Source organism: Chryseolinea sp. T2 (assembly GCF_037203685.1).
In the GTDB taxonomy this organism is placed as follows: Bacteria; Bacteroidota; Bacteroidia; order Cytophagales; family Cyclobacteriaceae; genus Chryseolinea.
This window is the reverse complement of the sequence record NZ_JBBCAU010000005.1, coordinates 349674-368532: the sequence shown is the minus strand read 5'-3', so window position 1 is coordinate 368532 and position 18859 is coordinate 349674. Positions and strand designations below refer to the sequence as shown.

General features: G+C 47.9%; 17 protein-coding genes. 6 read left to right on the top strand and 11 right to left on the bottom strand.

What is annotated here, in order from left to right; translation table 11 throughout:
- Positions 1 to 13: 13 nt before the first annotated feature.
- Positions 14 to 1453 carry a sialate O-acetylesterase gene (locus WBG78_RS18290; RefSeq protein ID WP_337327909.1) on the top strand — a complete coding sequence of 480 codons (1440 nt, stop codon included), beginning with the start codon at positions 14 to 16 and terminating at the stop codon, positions 1451 to 1453.
- Positions 1454 to 1474: 21 nt separating this feature from the next.
- Here WBG78_RS18290 and WBG78_RS18285 read toward each other — a convergent pair whose 3' ends face one another.
- Genes WBG78_RS18285 through WBG78_RS18275 form a run of 3 tightly spaced genes read right to left on the bottom strand, consistent with a single transcriptional unit; the run spans position 1475 to position 2952 of the window.
- On the bottom strand, positions 1475 to 2152 hold the full coding sequence (locus WBG78_RS18285) for a ClpP family protease (RefSeq protein ID WP_337327908.1): 678 nt from the start codon (positions 2150 to 2152) through the stop codon (positions 1475 to 1477).
- Positions 2153 to 2162: 10 nt separating this feature from the next.
- Positions 2163 to 2429, bottom strand: coding sequence for a hypothetical protein (locus tag WBG78_RS18280; protein WP_337327907.1), 267 nt, complete (start codon positions 2427 to 2429; stop codon positions 2163 to 2165).
- Positions 2410 to 2952 carry an RNA polymerase sigma factor gene (locus tag WBG78_RS18275; protein ID WP_337327906.1) on the bottom strand — a complete coding sequence of 181 codons (543 nt, stop codon included), beginning with the start codon at positions 2950 to 2952 and terminating at the stop codon, positions 2410 to 2412. Before WBG78_RS18275 ends, WBG78_RS18280 begins: the two co-directional genes overlap by 20 nt.
- 232 nt (positions 2953 to 3184) lie before the next feature.
- Between WBG78_RS18275 and fucP the strand changes: the two genes are divergently transcribed.
- From fucP to WBG78_RS18260, 3 genes are all read left to right on the top strand, one after another.
- The gene (fucP, locus tag WBG78_RS18270) at positions 3185 to 4402 is read left to right on the top strand and encodes an L-fucose:H+ symporter permease (protein ID WP_337327905.1); all 1218 of its coding nucleotides are present in this window, start codon (positions 3185 to 3187) and stop codon (positions 4400 to 4402) included.
- 83 nt (positions 4403 to 4485) lie between these two features.
- Positions 4486 to 5274, top strand: a complete 789-nt coding sequence (locus tag WBG78_RS18265; RefSeq protein ID WP_337327904.1) for a transporter — start codon at positions 4486 to 4488, stop codon at positions 5272 to 5274.
- 233 nt (positions 5275 to 5507) lie between these two features.
- A complete protein-coding gene (locus WBG78_RS18260; protein ID WP_337327903.1) occupies positions 5508 to 6590 on the top strand; it encodes a formylglycine-generating enzyme family protein in 1083 nt (360 codons plus the stop codon).
- 21 nt (positions 6591 to 6611) lie between these two features.
- Here the strand turns inward: WBG78_RS18260 and WBG78_RS18255 are convergent, their stop codons facing one another.
- The 6 genes from WBG78_RS18255 to WBG78_RS18230 form a co-directional block, all read right to left on the bottom strand.
- The gene (locus WBG78_RS18255; protein ID WP_337327902.1) at positions 6612 to 7739 is read right to left on the bottom strand and encodes a family 20 glycosylhydrolase; all 1128 of its coding nucleotides are present in this window, start codon (positions 7737 to 7739) and stop codon (positions 6612 to 6614) included.
- A gap of 181 nt (positions 7740 to 7920) precedes the next feature.
- On the bottom strand, positions 7921 to 8598 hold the full coding sequence (locus WBG78_RS18250; protein ID WP_337327901.1) for a hypothetical protein: 678 nt from the start codon (positions 8596 to 8598) through the stop codon (positions 7921 to 7923).
- A gap of 265 nt (positions 8599 to 8863) precedes the next feature.
- The gene (locus tag WBG78_RS18245) at positions 8864 to 9439 is read right to left on the bottom strand and encodes a LutC/YkgG family protein (RefSeq protein ID WP_337327900.1); all 576 of its coding nucleotides are present in this window, start codon (positions 9437 to 9439) and stop codon (positions 8864 to 8866) included.
- Entirely contained in the window at positions 9436 to 10824 is a 1389-nt protein-coding gene (locus WBG78_RS18240) for a lactate utilization protein B (protein WP_337327899.1), read from the bottom strand. Before WBG78_RS18240 ends, WBG78_RS18245 begins: the two co-directional genes overlap by 4 nt.
- A complete protein-coding gene (locus tag WBG78_RS18235; RefSeq protein WP_337327898.1) occupies positions 10821 to 11561 on the bottom strand; it encodes a (Fe-S)-binding protein in 741 nt (246 codons plus the stop codon). Before WBG78_RS18235 ends, WBG78_RS18240 begins: the two co-directional genes overlap by 4 nt.
- Positions 11562 to 11722: 161 nt before the next feature.
- Positions 11723 to 12337, bottom strand: coding sequence for an arylesterase (locus tag WBG78_RS18230; RefSeq protein WP_337327897.1), 615 nt, complete (start codon positions 12335 to 12337; stop codon positions 11723 to 11725).
- An 80-nt stretch (positions 12338 to 12417) separates the two neighbouring features.
- Between WBG78_RS18230 and WBG78_RS18225 the strand changes: the two genes are divergently transcribed.
- Positions 12418 to 13116 carry an ABC transporter ATP-binding protein gene (locus WBG78_RS18225; protein ID WP_337327896.1) on the top strand — a complete coding sequence of 233 codons (699 nt, stop codon included), beginning with the start codon at positions 12418 to 12420 and terminating at the stop codon, positions 13114 to 13116.
- A 6-nt stretch (positions 13117 to 13122) separates the two neighbouring features.
- Positions 13123 to 15690, top strand: coding sequence for an ABC transporter permease (locus tag WBG78_RS18220; protein ID WP_337327895.1), 2568 nt, complete (start codon positions 13123 to 13125; stop codon positions 15688 to 15690).
- Position 15691: 1 nt separating this feature from the next.
- Here the strand turns inward: WBG78_RS18220 and WBG78_RS18215 are convergent, their stop codons facing one another.
- A complete protein-coding gene (locus WBG78_RS18215; RefSeq protein ID WP_337327894.1) occupies positions 15692 to 17482 on the bottom strand; it encodes an OmpA family protein in 1791 nt (596 codons plus the stop codon).
- 18 nt (positions 17483 to 17500) lie between these two features.
- Complete coding sequence (locus WBG78_RS18210) at positions 17501 to 18625, bottom strand: glycoside hydrolase family 18 protein (RefSeq protein ID WP_337327893.1); 1125 nt, start codon at positions 18623 to 18625, stop codon at positions 17501 to 17503.
- Positions 18626 to 18859 lie beyond the last annotated feature (234 nt).

Sequence of the window (18859 nt, the reverse complement as noted above, 5' to 3'; positions counted from 1 at the left end):
TGCTTTTAATATTATGAGGTCTGGTAATCAAAATATTCCTATACCAAAGGCATTTAGGTATTGCCTGTTGATCACCTTCTGTGCGCTCTTCGGTGTTGGCCACGCCCAGCTTCGATTGCCAGGTGTGTATTCTGATCATATGGTGATACAGCAGAATGCAACGGTGCCGATATGGGGCTGGTCGAATCCGACACAGGATGTGGTCATAAAAGTCAGCTGGGACACAGTCACGATCAGGACGAAGTCTGCAAATACTGCGTTCTGGAAGACGTCGGTTAAGACGCCAGTGGCGGGCGGACCTCATACAATCACGGTGATGGCCGGCGATGAAAAGCAGGTTATTCAGGATGTTCTATCAGGAGAGGTTTGGTTATGCTCAGGCCAGTCAAATATGGAATGGAGCATGGCGGCATCTAATGATGGAAAGACAATCATGGAGCAGGTCAACGATCCGCAGATCCGTCTCTTCGACGTTCCTAATTCTGCGGCCGACTCAAGACAAACAAGAGGAGAGGGGACATGGAAGATTTGCGATCGGAATTCCGTAACCGGATTCAGCGCAGTAGGGTATTTCTTCGGGAAGAAGCTTAATGAAAATCTTCACCTTCCGGTTGGATTGATCAATGCCAGTTGGGGTGGCACGCCAGCTGAATCATGGGTACCTGCGGAAATTATCGATGGTAATGAAGCGCTGAAGAAGGCTGCGATGAAACAAAAGGACGACCGTCCGTGGTGTCCGTCCAGGCCGGCAGTTACTTTTAATTCGATGATCAATCCACTGTTGCCGTATACATTGGCAGGAGCACTTTGGTATCAGGGAGAAACGAACACCGCAGCACCAGCGACATACAAGCAACTGATGGAAACTCTTATTGGAGTCTGGAGAAAAGAGTTTGCAACGGACTTTCCATTTTACTACGTTCAAATTGCTCCCTACAAAGGATATGGAGATGTTGAAAAGGGTACTCTGATCAGGGAACAACAGGTTCAGATGCAAAGCATACCAAAGACCGGCATGGTTGTGATCTCCGATCTCGTCGAAGATGTAACTGATATTCATCCCAAATTTAAGAAGCCTGTCGGAGAACGCCTGGCCAATGTAGCGTTGGTTAAGACGTATGGCAAGAGCGGAATTGTTTATCAGTCTCCCCAGTATGCTTCAATGAAGGTAGAGAAGCAAAAGGTTCGCCTCACGTTTGAATTTGCAACGGATGGGTTACTGGCCAAAAATGGTTCTCCAACAGAGTTTCTCATTGCTGGTGCCGATCATAAGTTCTATCCGGCCACGGCAAAGATTGATGGCAATACCGTTATTGTTTCCTCAAAAGAGGTGAAGGAGCCTGTGGCTGTACGGTATGCATGGTCCAATGCTTCAATTGGGAATTTGTTTGGCAAGTCTGGCTTACCTGTATCAAGTTTTCGAACTGACGACTGGTCTATTCCCGTAAACTGATTGGCTCAGATAACCGCCAGTCTATTCGGGCAAGCTTATCCGATCAACAAGCTTCGACGAAGCGGCGAACGAAAGAGTGGATTCAGGATTGCTGAGCGAAACAATGTTGCTGGTATCGCCCAGAACACTGTCAATTAATCCGAAGTCCTTGGCCTCAAGTGCTGACATATAGCGGTCACGAAGGAAGAATTCTTCTATTTCTTTCCACGTGTGACCGGAGTGCTTGCCAATCAGATGGAAGAGCTGGGCCTGAATTCGTTCCTGTTCGCGAATTGCTATGCGCACGTCTTCAGTATAACCTTTAGCGCCGCCTCCTGTGGGATGCATATGAATGGTTGCATGTGGAAGTGCGTATCGCTTTCCCGTTGCACCAGCGGCAAGAAGTGCAGTTCCCATGCTGGCAGTTACGCCTACCGCAACCGTTGATACCGGTGAAGAGATCATCTGCATGGCATCGTAAATAGCCAGGCCCGCGTATACACTTCCTCCCGGACTGTTGATGTACAGGCTGATCGTTGCTTTCGGGTCCGCACTATTCAGGTAGAGCAGCTGGGCTACTACAACGTTCGCCACCTCGTCGTTGATGCCGGTTCCCAGGAAGACAATGCGCTCCTTCAGCAGGAGACTATAAATATCATAGGCGCGTTCGCCCCTTCCATGATTGTCAACAACCATGGGGATCAGAGAAGAATAAGTCATAAGTGTTTAATTATTTGAATAGTGCTTCAATTGCCTGACGCATACTGCGCCTGGCGGGATCGTTATACAGATGTGCGTGCAACTCCTTCGCCTGACTTCTCATCTTGAGCACGTAATGTCTTTTGACAAGCGTTCGAACTGCCGTTTGAACCTTGACATCAGCTTTCAGCAATGGCTCTTTGTCCAGGCGATTCTCAAAGACGGTCAGTTCAGTCGTGCTAAGCTCGCCGTCAAGATACCTTTCAATAAGAGCTAGTTCATCCCATGAAGTCTTCATGATGCAGTTGTTTTTCTTTCACCATCGAGCGCACTTTTTCAAGGCATTTGTTCTTTTGAACCGATGCCGAATGGGCACCTGAGAAGCCATGGTTAATAGCAATTTCAGTGACCGTAATTCCGGCAAAATAGAAATCACTCAAAAGGTCCATGCACTTTGATCCTGCGCGTTGCAGAAAACGCAGCAGAATTGAAGGCTGAATTTCGGAGGCAATTTCTTCCGGCAGTGTTAATGACTGCTCGTAATCGTCCAGCTTCAGGAACATGCCATTTCTTCTGGATTTTCGAACCCACAGGTGTTTCGCGATGCCCACAATGTACTTCGCCGGATGATCTATACTCGCCTTTGACTGCATTTCTATATAAGCGATGAGGGCGTCCTGAAAAATGTCTTCAGCATCTGTCCGGGTGCCGCCCTGGCGGCTTATGATTGAGGCAAGGATCGGAAATACCTCGTCGTACAAAGCGGCATACAGCGACTCATCCAACTGGACTGGTTGTAAAACGGCATTTATTGTTTCCATTGGTTATTCCTTTCTGTTATGTGCGGAGCCCGGCCAAAATATCACCGCCAGCAGCGGAGTTTTTTTACGAAGCGGATGATCTGCCTGGCCCGTCGAATTTAGTCCCTTCCGACATCGGATAAAACGAGGCCGAATGAATATTCATCTGCGGCGCCCTGACGCGTTATTGATTCACTAATTTATCTTAGCTTTAAGCAGCACAGTTTGCGTTTTAACATTCTACACTTCCAATATGCAGCAGGCATCCTTAACAGAACGAAGATACATACCTACGTTTACATTTGTCACTAGCTTATTCATGTTGTGGGGAATAGCCATTTCCATGGGTGATGTATTGAACCGGCATTTCCAGAAGGTGCTACACGTATCATTGTCTCAGTCGGGTCTCGTTCAGTTTTCGATTTTTGGAGCTTATGCTGTAATGGGGATTCCAGCAGGCCTGTTCATGAAACGTTTTGGATACAAGAATGGAGTCTTGCTGGGACTGGGTTTGTATGCCATAGGTGCTTTCCTGTTTATCCCGGCTGCAGGGGCGGAGTCGTTTGGCTTCTTTCGAATCGCGTTGTTTATACTTGCCTGCGGCCTTTCCACACTTGAGGCAGTAGCACATCCATTCTCGGCTGCGCTCGGAGATGAACGAAAGTCGGAACAACGCATCAACTTTTCACAGACCTTCAACGCAGTGGGTACTATCATTGGCCCTTTGCTCGGTAGTTATTTCATTTTGCGACATGCGGTGACTGGCGATACGCAAACGGATTTGATGTCGGTAAAGGTGTTATACGCGGTAATTGGCGCAGTAGTGCTTGCTATAGGCATTGCATTTTCTTTTCTGAAAGTACCACCATTGCAGGAGTCGAAGCCCGATCAGGCTCATCAGCGTTCGTACCGCGAATTGTTTGGGTACAGCCATTTCCGATGGGCCGTTGTCGCCCAGTTTTTTAACGTAGCTGCTCAGGGCGGAACATGGGCGTTCTTTATTAACTATTCAGTTGCATACATGCCTGGAATGACAGATGCCGTGGCCGCAAAGTGGTTTAGCTTTAGCATGTTAATGATGCTGGCAGGCAGAGTGCTTGGAACATTCCTCATGAAGTATATGCCACCTAACAGACTGCTGGCGATTTATACTACTGGTAGTATCTTTTTCTGTTTTATCATTTGGTTGAAGTTGGGTTGGCTTTCTTTCGCCGCTCTTATCGGCCTGCAGTTCACGTTCTCAATCATGTTTCCAACAATTTTTGGACTTGGGCTTAAGAATCTAGATGACCTGCGCGAACAGGCCTCGTCGTTCATAGTAATGGGAGTCGTTGGAGGAGCTTTGTTCCCACCGTTGATGGGATGGGTTGCCGAAACTTCCGACGTCGCTGCCGCCTACCTGTTACCTGTGATTTGTTATGTGGTTATATTGCTGTTTGCACTCGTGGGCTACCGTCAGATGAGCGTGTAGCTGTTAGGTTATATTAAGTTGGAGTTAAGTGTGGCTGAAACAGACATCACATGAATAGATGCTGGATCTTAATCAGTTTTTGTATGGCTGCTCTGCTAAACGCACAGGGCCAGCAGGTAGATTACCTTAAGAACGCTTCCGATCCGGTAAGCATGCGATCGCGGATAACGACCGACATCGAATCATACTTCTATTTCGATGAGTCTCAATTTTATGCGCTGAGACCGGCGTATTACTATGGACTCAAAAATGAACGCTTTCTGATTGGGATGTCCATCCCTGTTGTCCACAACGTTTTCAAGGGAGACTATCAGGGATTCGAAAACACGACAGGAATGGGCGATCTGCGCATGACAGCGTACTACGTTCCATATTTCAAGGAAACCTTTTCAGGGTTGGAACGAGTCACGGCAACATTAGATGTGAGTGCACCAACTGGGGAGTATCAGTTGGGACGCGGAGCAGGCGCCTGGATGTATAGGCCGGGGGTTGTACTCACCTATAGACCCGGGCCGGCACTGGCTTTTTATCCTGAAGTGAGATACCTTTTTTCCACCGAGGATGTCAACAGTCAGGGCGGTTCAGATGGTTCGCCTGACCCTGATGATTCCGAAAAGGATGATAAACTTCAGAATCTCTCTATAGCTCTGCCGTTCGTCGCACAGCTTGAGGACTGGAATGGTTGGTTTTCCCTTAATCTCATGTACTCCCATGCGCTTATTGAGAAGACTGATTACTTTTTTGTCCGATCTGACTTCGGTAAAATGCTTGGAGATCGCACAGCAGCGTCTCTTCGTATTTCTAAATACATCGCCGGGCAGCCAAGGTTGAATGTATTGGTGCAGGCGAATTTTACCTGGTTCATGCGTTAGCGGATTCGCAACGGTGCCAGTGTAAAATACTGGCTCTTCGCTTATCTGCCTTTTGGGAAAAAGGGTGCGGATTGAACTTCATACAGATACAAAAGCTGTTGAATAATTGAGAGCGTACTCTTTTCATCGTTATTATTGAAGTTTGGCGTTTTCACAAAGGTGTGTAGCTTTGAAGATTCAATTCACGGGCGACCACCAACGTCCACTTAATTTTAGTTCTTACAGCAAGAGATATGAGAGCAAGCATTGCAGCTATGGTGGTAATTGTTTTTGCGGCCTGCAAAGACAAAACTGACACGACCAGCAAAACAAACGAATCCGGAAAAGCGACCGAGAGCACAACCTCTGTGAAGGCAGCATCTCCGGAGGGAATGGTGTGGATTCCCGGTGGTGAATTTTCTATGGGTACAAATGATCCGGAATCCTACGCCGCCGAGCGTCCGGCTCACCGTGTAAAAGTAGACGGCTTCTGGATGGACGCTACTGAGGTCACTAACGCTCAATTCAAGAAGTTTGTCGACGAAACAGGATACATTACCACGGCGGAGAAAAAGCCCGATTGGGAGGAGTTAAAGAAAACACTACCCCCCGGTACCCCCAAGCCCGCAGAAACCATGCTGGCTGCAGGATCGCTTACGTTCTCGCCCCCTTCGTATGCGGTCTCTCTGGACGATTATTCTCAGTGGTGGGCCTGGACTACGGGTACTGACTGGAAGCATCCAGGTGGCCCGGGAACTAACATCAACGGTAAAGACAATTTTCCAGTCGTTCATGTATCGTTCGATGATGCCGTCGCCTATAGCAAATGGGCAGGAAAGCGGCTTCCTACAGAAGCGGAATGGGAATTTGCCTCACGCGGCGGACGAGATAACCAACGGTACAGCTGGGGTGACGATTTCAAGCCAGGCGGCAAGTTCATGGCGAACACATTTCAGGGAACGTTTCCTTCCAAAAATGAAGCGGAAGATGGTTTCGCAGGCGCATCTCCTGTGAAGTCATACCCACCGAACGATTACGGCCTCTATGACATTATTGGCAACTGCTGGGAATGGACCTCTGATTTCTTCGATGTTAACTATTACGCCGACCTGAGCAAGAGCGGACTGGCAGTGAATCCTCAGGGGCCGGGTAAAACTAACGATCCTCAGGAACCGTTCAGCATTAAACATGTTACCCGCGGTGGTTCTTTTCTCTGCGCCTCCGATTATTGTGTGAATTTCCGTCCCAGTGCCCGACAGGGTTCAGCATATGACAGCGGGATGTCACACATCGGATTCAGATGCGTGGCCACCCCGCAAATGGTTGCTCAGAAATAGCACAGAGCTATTCCTTCGTTTTTACTTCTTGCCAGCCGTTGACTGCTTGGGAAATATTGCCCGGAAAGTATCCCATGCCGTTTTGTTTCCGGCCTGATCATTCTTGATCTTTCCATAGTAGCCATCCATGAAGTTTTCAGCACCTGACCAATGGGTCTGAATTATCCCCTGGTAATATGGTTGCATAGCCGCGGTAGCTGTGCTTCTGAAGTTATACATGTCAGATACCTGTTGTGTTGCAACCTGCGGAGTTCTCCAGGGACAAGTGGCGACGCGAAGACCTTTCATGGCAAAGTAAACTGCAGTCTTATCAGGGCGTTCGTAATGCCAGTCGCAGATGAACACATCTTTAGGAATAAGATCAACGGCGCGATAAGTATTGTTCATGCTCGCCTCCCACGTTCCGATACCAGTAGTCTTTCCGTCGATAAGACGGTCACCCCATATCCAAAGTTCGCGACCCTTTTGCGCAAGGTGATTTCTGATGGTTGTCACTTCGCCTGCAAATAACTCAGCCTTGTCACGGCCACTGCAACGCGGACACTTGTCATCGCCTATATAGAATACCTCATCCATTCCTGCATGGAAAGCAGTCGACTCAAATGCATCGCAGATCTCATCAACCAGATCGAAAACCACACCATGAACTTCGGGATGCAATGGGCAATAGCTTTTGCAGTACAAACCATCTGCATTAGGCCACACGTATTTGTCTGGCATCTTTACATGTGGTGTCTCGTCGAACTGAGGATAGACACGCAGCAGTGCATAGACAGTTTGTGCCCACGACTGATGGCCAAGCAAATTGATCTGCGGGATAAGACGAATGTTATTGCTCTTGCAAACGCTCACAATCTTTTTAACGTCCGCTTTCGAGAGAGCAATACTGTCACGAAGCTCCGGATGCTTTTCGTATTGATAGTTGAAGTCGACTCGCAGAATGAGAGTGTTCACGCCACGGGTTGTAAGTTCCTCTTTGATAAACTTCACAAAGGAATCAACATTATTTGCCTTTGGCGCCGCCACGCAGAAGCCGCGTACAGGAATGCTGCTGTCTAATGTGGTTTGTGCTTCGGCGTATAGCGCAGAAGTGATGAGTAGAATTGCGCTTAGGGCGCGCGTGATAAATTGTGGGTACGTTGCTTTCATAAATGGTGGTGTTACGATGATGAATCGTCAGAGAACATCATTGATTCCTTTGAAGGAAAGATAGGCAATGCATACACTGCCGTTTTGGTGTGTGTGTGGAATGGCACTATATGGAGTGCAGACGGTCTGCGGAACCAGCGAAAGCTACAGAATGCTTGCCTTCGGTTAACCAGAAATATGGCTAAGGAGCGGTGGTCGATGGATAGGGAGCGTAGTCAATAGCAAACCACTGCGTACCCTGCGCGTCAACTTTGCGTACGCTTTGAATCCGACCCTTGTAATAGCCGAACCGCCAGATTACAGTATAGCTGTAAGACAACCCTTCTATTGGATTCTCAATTTTGAGTTTTGCCACCTGAGTTTTTCTATTCGGGACAAGAGTGCCAGGATGGTAAGTCTCAATCATCTTATCATTGAAGAAGCGATGATCGTCGCCTCCGAGTTTACTAATATGCGGACCCGCTGACAGCTCCACCTTCACGTCGTAAATCGGGAAGTCGCTGGGATTGTCGATAACAACGTAGAGCGTATTGTAATGAGGCTCATTGGTGAAAGCGCTGAGTATCGGGCGTGTACGGCTGCCCGTTGTGTGCTGCAGCAGCTGACGATTGGCATAACTTGCTTCCTTGCTTGCCTGAACAGCATCTTCGCGTGCCTTATTTACAGTCCGCCGCTCCTGGTCGAGTGTAAGCGTGAGTGTCTCAATCCTATCATTTGCCTTAGCCAAAGCACTGCGTGTAGAATCATTAAGTTCCGATGCCTTTTGTTTCTCATTAAACTGATAGAAAGCACTGGCAACAACAGCCAATGCCGCCGCTAAAGCGAGGTAGATACCGGGATCCTTAAATGCACTCCACATACGTTATTACAAAACTGGTGATCTGGGCTATCGCCGCTTTGTAACGGAACAGGCGCAGTTCCATTGACTAGCAGGATGACTTTGGAGGAATTATAGCAGCAACTTCACTGCTAAAATTTTCCAGCATTCAAGAAATGCAATTAGTAAACACAAAGCCAACATTTCTAAAAAAAAATGTTGTTGTGATCACAAATGCTTTCACTTGTTCAAACGTCTTGCAGATCGGAGCGTTTAAGAAATTTAAGCGACCGCTTAAACTAACACTTTAAGAGACGAGAAATAGAGTCAGACTTTTGGGACCGTGCGCTCCCAGTACAAGCGACTGTTCGATGTCTGCCGTCTTCGACGGACCCGCGATGAATGTGCCGAAGTCTTGTGATGAATTTCCAATCCTGTCGTAAGCATGTCGCATCGTGGGGACGATGTCGGAGCTTCCGACGACGACAGCAATATGCTCACAAATAAATGGTAGCGCTCGGTCACCCATCAGATCAGAGGTAATCCATACCGCGCCGTTTTCAGCTACAGCGAAATGCCCGTGGAAGATTGACACCTGTACGTTCTCCAGTTCATGCGGATTCCCGTTTAGAGAGGGCCCAGGAATGTCCAGGTCCTTGACCATACTTATCCACCTGCCTGCCGGTTTGAATTTCTCGAGCAGGTAAGATGTGATGTCTTTGAGTGATGACGTTGTGACAACAGTGCCCCCAATGCCCTGTAGCACAGAAGTCAATTGTTGCCTGAGATCATCAGGTAAAACTGACTCCACAATTTCAGGGAGCTTGTTATTTGAAACTCGCGCCTCCTTTAACCTGGACAGAATCCGATCGCGGCTGTTCATGACTTATTCTCTTTATACCACCTCTGAAAACTGATTGAAGGCGGAGGCGGCATTTCTCTTTGCTTATACCAGGGATTGAATTTGTTGTTGACCAGCCAGGGAAACACGCGCATTAGCCATCTGCCTGTTTTACCACCAGAGGTGTATAGCCAGGGCCGAGATAGCACGCCTGCCATCAGCTTCATTCCAGTCTTCTTGGAGTTAGTGACATACCCTTCCTTGACAATCACCTGACGCCACTTATACAGCTGATTGTGGATATCGATCTTCACCGGACAAACAAAGGAACACGACCCGCACAGCGTAGAGGCAAATGGAAGGTCTCCAAACTCTTTTGCGTCGAGGCCAGGGGCAAGGATGGCCCCGATCGGACCTGCCACAGCATGATGATAACTATGACCTCCGCTTCGTCGGTAGACAGGGCAGGTATTCATACAAGCGCCGCACCGAATGCACTTCAACGCACCGCGAAAATCTGGTTGCGACAACCTTTTAGTCCTGCCATTGTCAACCAAAACTATATGCATCTGTTGCCCTGGACGCGGACGCCGGAAATGGCTTGAGTAGGTAGTAATAGGTTGTCCGGTAGCACTGCGTGCCAGCAGTCTTAGAAATACTCCGAGATGTCTGCGCTTGGGAATAATCTTTTCAATTCCCATGCAAGCGATGTGCACGTCAGCCAGCTGAACGCCCAGGTCGGCGTTGCCCTCGTTAGTACATACCACGACTTCTCCGGTCTCGGCCACTGCAAAATTCACTCCCGTCAAGGCAACTTTACTTGTAAGGAAATGCGTGCGGAGATGAACACGGGCCGATGCTGTCAGGTATCCGGGATCACTTGAACCAGGCGTCGTTCCTAAATGTTTCGCAAACAATTCTCCTATCTCTTCTTTTTTCCAATGAATACATGGAAGTACAATATGGGAAGGTGGTTCGCCGGCCAGTTGTACGATGCGTTCACCGAGATCCGTATCGACCACGTCAATTCCCTGCTGCTCCAGAAAGTCATTAAGATGACATTCTTCAGTAAGCATAGATTTGCTTTTCACAATTCTGGTGACTCCCGCATCGGCTATGATCTTATGGACTATGCGATTGTGGTCCTCAGCAGTTTCCGCCCAATGTACGACGGCTCCGTTGGCCTGCGCCTGACGTTCGAATTCAAGCAGATAGTCATGCAGATTATCAAGGACGTTGAGCTTTATCGTGGACGCGGCCTCTCTCAATGATTCCCATTCGGGCAATTGTTTGACGGCGCGATCGCGTTTGGCGCGGACAAACCAAAGCGTTTCATCATGCCAGTCCACGCGCGAAGAGTCCTTGTTGAACATCTCTGCACGTGAAGCGTGGTCGAGGGGAATTTGTGGTGAGCCCGGCTGCGTCATCGCGTTGTAGCGTTCAATATTTGAGCAATATGTATAACCTGCGTCTTACTCTTCTGCCGGCGGAGTATTCCTTCGAGGTGCATAAGGCAGGACATATCTCCGGCAGTGATGTATTCAGCTCCGTGTTTGATATGATCGGCAACACGATCAATTCCCATCTTTACAGACACGGCCTCTTCTGTGACACAGAAAGTTCCTCCAAAGCCGCAGCATTCATCACGCCGATCCAATTCGATCAATTGAATTCCCTCTACCATACGCAGCAGTTGTTCAGGTTTTGAAAATGGCGGAGCAACGACTTCAGACATTTGAGAAAGTCCGAGCCCGCGTTGCCCGTGACAGCTTTGATGCAATCCTACCTTATGAGGAAATTTTGCATTCAATTCTTTTACCTGAAGAACATCGGTGATAAACTCCGTCAGCTCTTTGATGTGCCCGCGTATTTGTGAGGACTCATCCTCGCGTCCCTCGGCACGCAGATGGTCTTTGATGTGCAACGTGCAGCTCCCGGAAGGACACACCACATAGTCAAAGTTGGCGAAGCTATCAACAAAGTTTTCATCACAACCGTGGGAAAGATAGGCGAACCCCGAGTTTGCCATAGGCTGGCCACAACATGTTTGGTTCTCCGGCACAGATACCGTTACGCCTAACTTTTCTAACAGCTGAAGCGTCGCTATTCCAACCTGTGGATAAAACTGATCGACATAACACGGTACAAACAGGGCAACCTTCATCTGTGAATCACGCTGTAGCGCGGTAAGTATTAATTGAATGCGTAATAACGGCAACTATTCTGACAAATGCAGTCGCCGTCACCGGTTTCAAAAATGGAGGGTGATCAGGAACGAACTATCCTGCTGGTCCATGCTGCCAGGCCCATCGTGCAACGACCAGCCTAGAGCAAAGGCTCCAGCACTTTAAGAACGTTGGTGGCTACGATCTTATGTCCTTCAACATTAGGGTGAATGCCGTCGGCATTGTTCAGTTTTTCGTTACCAGCGACACCCTGCAGCAGGAAGGGGATAAGACGTGCATTGTTCTTTTTCGCCAGGTCTGGAAAAATCTTTTGAAATGCCGCAGTATAGTCAGGTCCCATGTTCGGAGGAACCATCATACCTGCAATAACAATGTTGACGCCGGGGTATTTTTTCCTGACCGCATCTATTATGCTCTGGAGATTCTTTCGCGTTTCGTCCAGCGGAAGGCCGCGCAGGCCATCGTTGGCTCCAAGCTCAAGTACGAAAATATCAACGGGTTGCCGAAGCACCCAATCCAGCCGGCTTAACCCTCCGGCAGACGTTTCGCCGCTCAGGCCCGCGTTTATCACTTTAACTGGCTTGCCCTTTTGGTTCAGGGTCTTGTCGATTATAGCCGGGAATGCTTCCTCTGTCGACAAACCGTATCCGGCGGTTAGACTGTCCCCATAGAACAGTATAACCTTTGGCTTATTTGTTGTCTGAAATATACCGAGTACTGAAATAAACAGGAGCAATTTGGCGACTAAGGGCATACAGGAAATTTGTCTTTTCTTGGATTCTGAAACAATTTTAGCGTAATAACGCTTTAACTCACTAGACAAAAGCAAAAATCATGTCAACGGCGGTTCTGCAGGCAGAAAACCTCACTAAGATTTATCGCTCCGCAGGGAGAGAGCTCGTGGTGCTGGATAGTGTTTCATTTTCGGTAAATCAGGGTGATTCTCTGGCGATTATAGGTCCGTCGGGAAGTGGAAAAACTACTTTGCTGGGGTTATGCGCAGGCCTGGATACGGCGTCGTCCGGTGTCCTGTCACTAATGGGATTCAAGTTGAATGCGATGAGTGAAGACGATCGCGCCTACTTGCGGAATCAGTACGTCGGCTTCGTATTTCAGAACTTTCAGCTGCTACCAACGCTCACTGCTCTTGAAAATGTGATGGTGCCAATGGAGCTGAGGGGCGAGCGGAATGTCGCTGGCCCGGCGATGGAACTCCTGGAACGCGTAGGACTAGGCAGTCGCTCACATCATTATCCCTCGCAGTTGTCGGGAGGCGAACAGCAGCGCGTGGCCATGGCAAGGGCATTCATCACCAGTCCGCGCATTCTGTTCGCAGATGAGCCGACAGGTAATCTTGATGAAGAGAATGCCACACACATTACGGACCTTCTGTTCGGAATGAATAAGGAAAAGGGCACAACGCTTGTGCTCGTAACACACAATCTTGAATTGGCCCAGCGCACACAGCGGATCCTGAGAATGCGTGGAGGTAAGCTCGTTGATGATATCGCCCAATTGCAACATATCTCCTGACCCACAATGATCGAATACGTAATCAGGTTAAAGCGTAACACCAGATCAATTTTTCGTGATCGCTGGGTTTGGTCAATGGCGTGGCGTGATGCGAGAAAGAACTTCTCCCGGTTGCTGCTGTTCATGGCATCGCTCGTTACAGGTATCGCAGCCGTTGTGGCTCTGGACTCTTTCAGCCATTCGATGGAGAACGACATCGATCGAAATGCGAAGGAGTTAATCGGTGCCGACTTTGTAGCAAACGGCGACAAGCCATTTGGAAAACCACTCCAGAATGTTTTTGATTCAACTGGTGCCGAGCAGGCAGGTGAGGCAGACATGGCTTCGATGGTTTTATTTCTTCACAGTCAGCAGTCAAGATTGATTCGGCTCGTGGCCCTCGAAGGACCATTTCCTTTTTACGGAAAAATTGAAACGCTTCCCCTTGATGCTTATCAGAAGATGAAAGGCGGGGGATATGCAATGCTTGATGAAACGCTTGCCAGCCAGTTTGAGGTCAGCTCCGATGATTCTATCAGGATCGGTAATCGCGTACTGAAAGTGGCAGGTGTTGTATCCAGCATTCCCGGCGGAGGCGGCATTATGGCGTCGTTCACTCCGTCGGTTTACATTTCAATGAAAGAGCTCAACGAGACTGGATTGGTTCAATACGGCAGTCGCGTTAACTATAAACGGTTCTTCCGCACCACTTCAGATGAACAAACACAACAACTGATCGAACGTCTCAAACCAGAATTGAAGCGTTATGGATATGGTTATGATACTGTGCAGGAACGTAAGGAGGGACTAGGGGAAGGTTTCCTATCCATCTACCGTTTCTTTTCACTTCTTGCCTTTGTGGCGTTGATACTCGGCTGCATCGGAGTTGCCAGTTCCGTCCATATTTACGCCCGAGAGAAGCGTGAAGAGGTCGCCGTACTGAGATGTATCGGTTCCTCGGGGTGGCAGGCATTCAATATTTATTTCATTCAGATCTTCTTCCTGGGCATGGCAGGGAGCGTTATCGGCTCCGTGTTAGGAATTGGTATTCAACAATTGATTCCGATTTTTCTCAAGGGCATTCTTCCTTTTAGGGTAGAGTTTTCAATTTCATGGACTTCACTACTCATGGGAGTCCTGATAGGAGCACTGGTGTCTGTATTGTTTTCGATTTTACCATTGATCTCAGTTCGATTTGTTCCGCCGCTTACCGTACTTCGGGCAACAAACGATAATGCAACACCCCGTTCGAAAACACGGTGGATAACCGTAATATTGATAGCTCTGTTTCCTCTTTTGTTTGCTGCAATGCAAACAAAAAGTCTGATGACCGGGACGTTCTTCTTTCTTGGATTGGCAGCTGCCCTCGGTTGTCTTACGGTAGTAGCGTCGTTGTTGCTTTTTCTTGTTCGCAGATTCTTTCCCGAGCGAGCTGGTTTTATCCTCAGGCACTCATTTTCCAGTCTGTTTCGTCCAAATAACCAAACCAGAGTCTTGCTCGTAACGATCGGGCTGGGCGCATTTATCATCTCGACATTAAACATAGTCGAGGAAAGCATGCTTGGACAGGTTGAATTTACCGGACAGGAAAACCAAAGCAATACGATATTGTTCGACATCCAACCATCGCAGCGTGATGGCGTGATCAAGCTTATGGAGTCGAACCACCTTAAGGTCAATCAGGTTGTTCCAATCATTACCTGTCGCCTAAGTGAGTTGAAAGGCAAGCCAGTAGAAAAGCTTCTTGCAGACACGACCAAGAAGATTCACAATTGGGCATTGTCAAGAGAATACCGCGTCACCTATCGCGACAGTCTTCATCACTCGGAAGAACTCATAAAGGGGGAATTACAACGGAAGCAATCGGGTCCCGACTCGGTGTGGGTAACTATTTCACAGGGAATGGAGGAATCACTGGATGTCACTGTTGGCGATTCACTGGTTTTCGATATTCAGGGAGTGCCTTTACCTGTTCGGATTGCAGGTATCAGAAAAGTGGATTGGCCAAAAGATCCTCCTAACTTTATCTTCGTTTTTCCCCGTGGAGTTTTGGAAAACGCTCCCCAGATCTACGTGACGACTACACGCATTGATGATCAGTCCCGTGCTAACACGTTTCAACAGCAGCTGGTAATGCAATATCCGAACGTATCGTTAATTGATTTAAGACTCATACTCAGCACAGTAAATGGATTGTTCGACAAGCTCGCACTCGTAATCCGTTTCCTGGCAATATTCAGCATTATAACGGGGCTGGTCGTGCTGGCCGGTGCAGTCATCAACAGCAAGTTTGCCCGAGTGAAGGAGAACGTGCTATTGCGCACCATTGGCGCCCGCACCCGTCAGATCTTTAAGATTACAGTAATTGAATATGCCTGGCTTGGCTTGTTTTCAGCACTTACCGGAATGCTTTTGGCCCTCGTTGGCGGCTGGCTGCTAACGACCTACTTCTTCGAGATCACTTTTGCGTTTGACGCAGTCGAATTGATGATCATTGGAGCCGGAGTGGTAACACTCACGGTTGTAATAGGATGGTTTAATTCCCGGGAAGTTATTACAACTCCACCTCTACAAGTATTGCGGCGCGAATCATAAGTTATTCTGCAACGGTGCCGCGTGGAGACACTACTTTAATCAGACTGATTTCAATCCTCCGGTTCAGCTGGCGGCCATCCATCTCATCATCGTTGGAGACGAGGGGACGACGGGCACCATAACCCCGCACGGATAGTCTTCTTGGATCAACTCCTTTATCTGTCAGATATCGGGCGACGGAATTTGCCCTGCGTATAGACAATGCGTTATTCAACACAGCGTTGCCCTGATTATCAGTGTGTCCTTCAATCAGACTGCTTACATCCTTATTGGCTTTAAGGTAGGCAACAATGTCATCTAATTTACGTGCGCCCTCTTTGTCAAGTACATCCCTGTTGGTAGCAAAGAAGAGCAGCTTCCTTGAAAGTGTAGGTCCCGAAGGCACTGGTCCAGGACGACCATAATTGTTTGCGCTAGCGGGCTTGTTGCTGGTCCGGGCTGGCTTTTCGACTGGCTGAGGTCCCTCAGACGTAGGTTGCCTTACAGTACGTGAACCGGTATTCTTGGCAGGGAGCTCGTCAGGCGGAGGGATCTGTGCTTCGGCAACAACCATGTAGGGCTCGTTGAATGTCAACGTATAGATCTCCGAATTTCCTTCCTCTCTCATAGAAGAAAAAAATGCCTGTCGACGATCGCCGGTGAGCCCGAAAAAACTGTCATCCTCAACTGAGTTGATTGGATATCCCAGGTTAACCGGCTTTTGCCACTTCCCATCCTTGTATTCACTTCTGAAGATATCCATTCCCCCCATACCACGATGTCCATCTGATGAGAAGAACAGTGTTTTTCCATCCGCGTCAACGGCCGGAGAGTCTTCGCGTCCACCTGTATTGATCGTCGGGCCAAGATTCTTCGCCTTTCCCCAGTCGCCTGTGATCTCCATCTCGCTAACATAGATATCAAGGCTTCCCATTCCACCAGCGCGATTGCTGGTAAAGTAAAGTTTTTGCCCATCCGCTGTGACAAACGCCGAAGTCTCCCAGCTAGCAGGAGAGTTGACATTTTGGTTCAATGGAATCGGCTTCGACCATTCATTTCCCTTCAGCTGAGAAATATAGATATCACCACCTCCGTACTCGTAGTATATGATAAGTGTCTTACCATCCCGCGAAAGAGAGGCAGCAGCATCATTAAACTTGATGTTAATATTCGGACTGATCTTTTGTGGCTTGGACCATTGATTATTTGCTCGCTTCGAAATATAGATGTCTTCATAAAGTTTACCGGACGGCACTCCATCATTGGGACGATTCGATGTAAAGATCATGGTATTTCCATCCGATGAAACGAGCGGAGAGTATTCGTGAAATGAAGAGTTGATAGCTTTGCCCACATTCTCAACAACGGCGCCAGATGGTGCGCGCATTGCCGAATCTGCAAAAAGCACCTGACTAATTCGCTTGTCAACATCGTCTTTCGCGCTGGCGTGGCGTTTCTTGTGTTCGTTGAAAAACTCCAGCGCCTTTTGGAATTGTTTATTGCTTTGATAGGAGAGTCCCAGGTAGTAGTAAATGTTTTCGTCAACGGATGGGTTAGTGGTATAGGCGGCCTGAAGATATCTTAACGATTCAGAGCGGCCAGGCAATGATAAATAAGTAAGTCCGGTCCTGAAATTCAGGCGCGCGTCTTTTGGATGTTTCTTAAGTCCTTGTTGATAAACTTCAAGAGCCTGCGCGTATTGCTTGGCTACGTAATGCGTCTCTCCTTTTTTTAGAAATTCCTTTGCGCTTTGACCAAAGGAGGCCACCGAGACCCCGAAAAGAAGTGCAGCGGTAACTAAAATTCGATGCATAAGCAGAATTGAGGTAGACTAGGGTTTAGGATGGTAACTTTTTCTTGTACGGTCAATCGCATCCAGCAATCCTCCCACATACTTATCGTTTGTGATCTCCCAATACATAATTCCGTTAAGTTTCTGATCAATGACATATTGCGTTTTCAGTGTCATTGATTTGCTGTCGTCATAGGTAATGTAAAGCTGCTTCTGAGCGTTATATGCATAAGGAGCTTTCGACACATCATCCCAGTACTTAGTCCATCCTTGCGCAGATGTCAGTTCGCGATCAAATCGGTTGTAGTCGAGACCCTGCTTAAACTTGCCCGCCTGATACAATCCATTCTGTGCAGCCGCCACGTTTTCCCACATCCTGCCGTACATGGCTGCGCCGATAACGAGTTTGTTTGCCGGTACACCAATCTTAATAAGATACTTAACCGCATTATCGGTAGACTCCTTTTGAGAAGGATTGCTATATAATGGAGTGTGATGCCCTGTGGTTGTCGAATATCCATTTACAAGATCATACGTCATGAGGTTGATTCGGTCAACCAGCGGAGCCACCGCTTTCCAGTCAACTGCTTCATCAAGGAACTTCTGAAAACCACCTGCTGCAAAGCTGATCTCGTATTTCGCACCAAGTGTACTTCTCAACTCACTGATCAGATCTGTGAAATTCTTCTTATCGGCAGGCGAAAACTTATGACCAGGATAGCCTTCAACAACGGGATATTCCCAATCGATATCTATGCCATCAGTCTTAAAGAATTGGTTGAGTTGAAGTACTGATGCTGCGAAATCTTTTCTGCCCTTAGGAGTCGAGAAAACATCTGAGCACGTAGCACATCCGCCCCAGCCTCCCAATGACAGTAGAATCTTGAGCGAAGGATTCTTCTTCTTCAATCCTACAAGAGCATTAATTGTCGATGCATTATCAGCGTTGTCCACTTGTAGCACGTTTCCATTCAGGTGACAGAAACTGAAAATGATATGCGTGAACTTATTCACGTTGGTCATCGATATGCTATCAACATCAGCAACCTTACCGAAGAAGTATCCGGTGACGGTTACACTGCGCGGAGTTTGAGCGTGTGAATATGAAACTGAGAGAGAGAGTATGAGTAAGAGGATGGATGCAATGCGAAGTTGCCTGGACATGGTGTTTGTTATGTCAATGAGATCAAACAGTAACATAAAGTTGACAAAAATTTATTTCACGATTGTGGTCTCAGAGAGATTATTCGCAAACGTTTTTTTATTTCGTATAAGTAGTACTTCAAGTATTGGTTTAAGTGATCGCTTTTATCAATGCATGTAACTCTAATTCTTTATGTGACGTTGCTTATGCTAGCGATTGCAGCACGACAGGGCTTTGACCAATTCAAAGTAGAG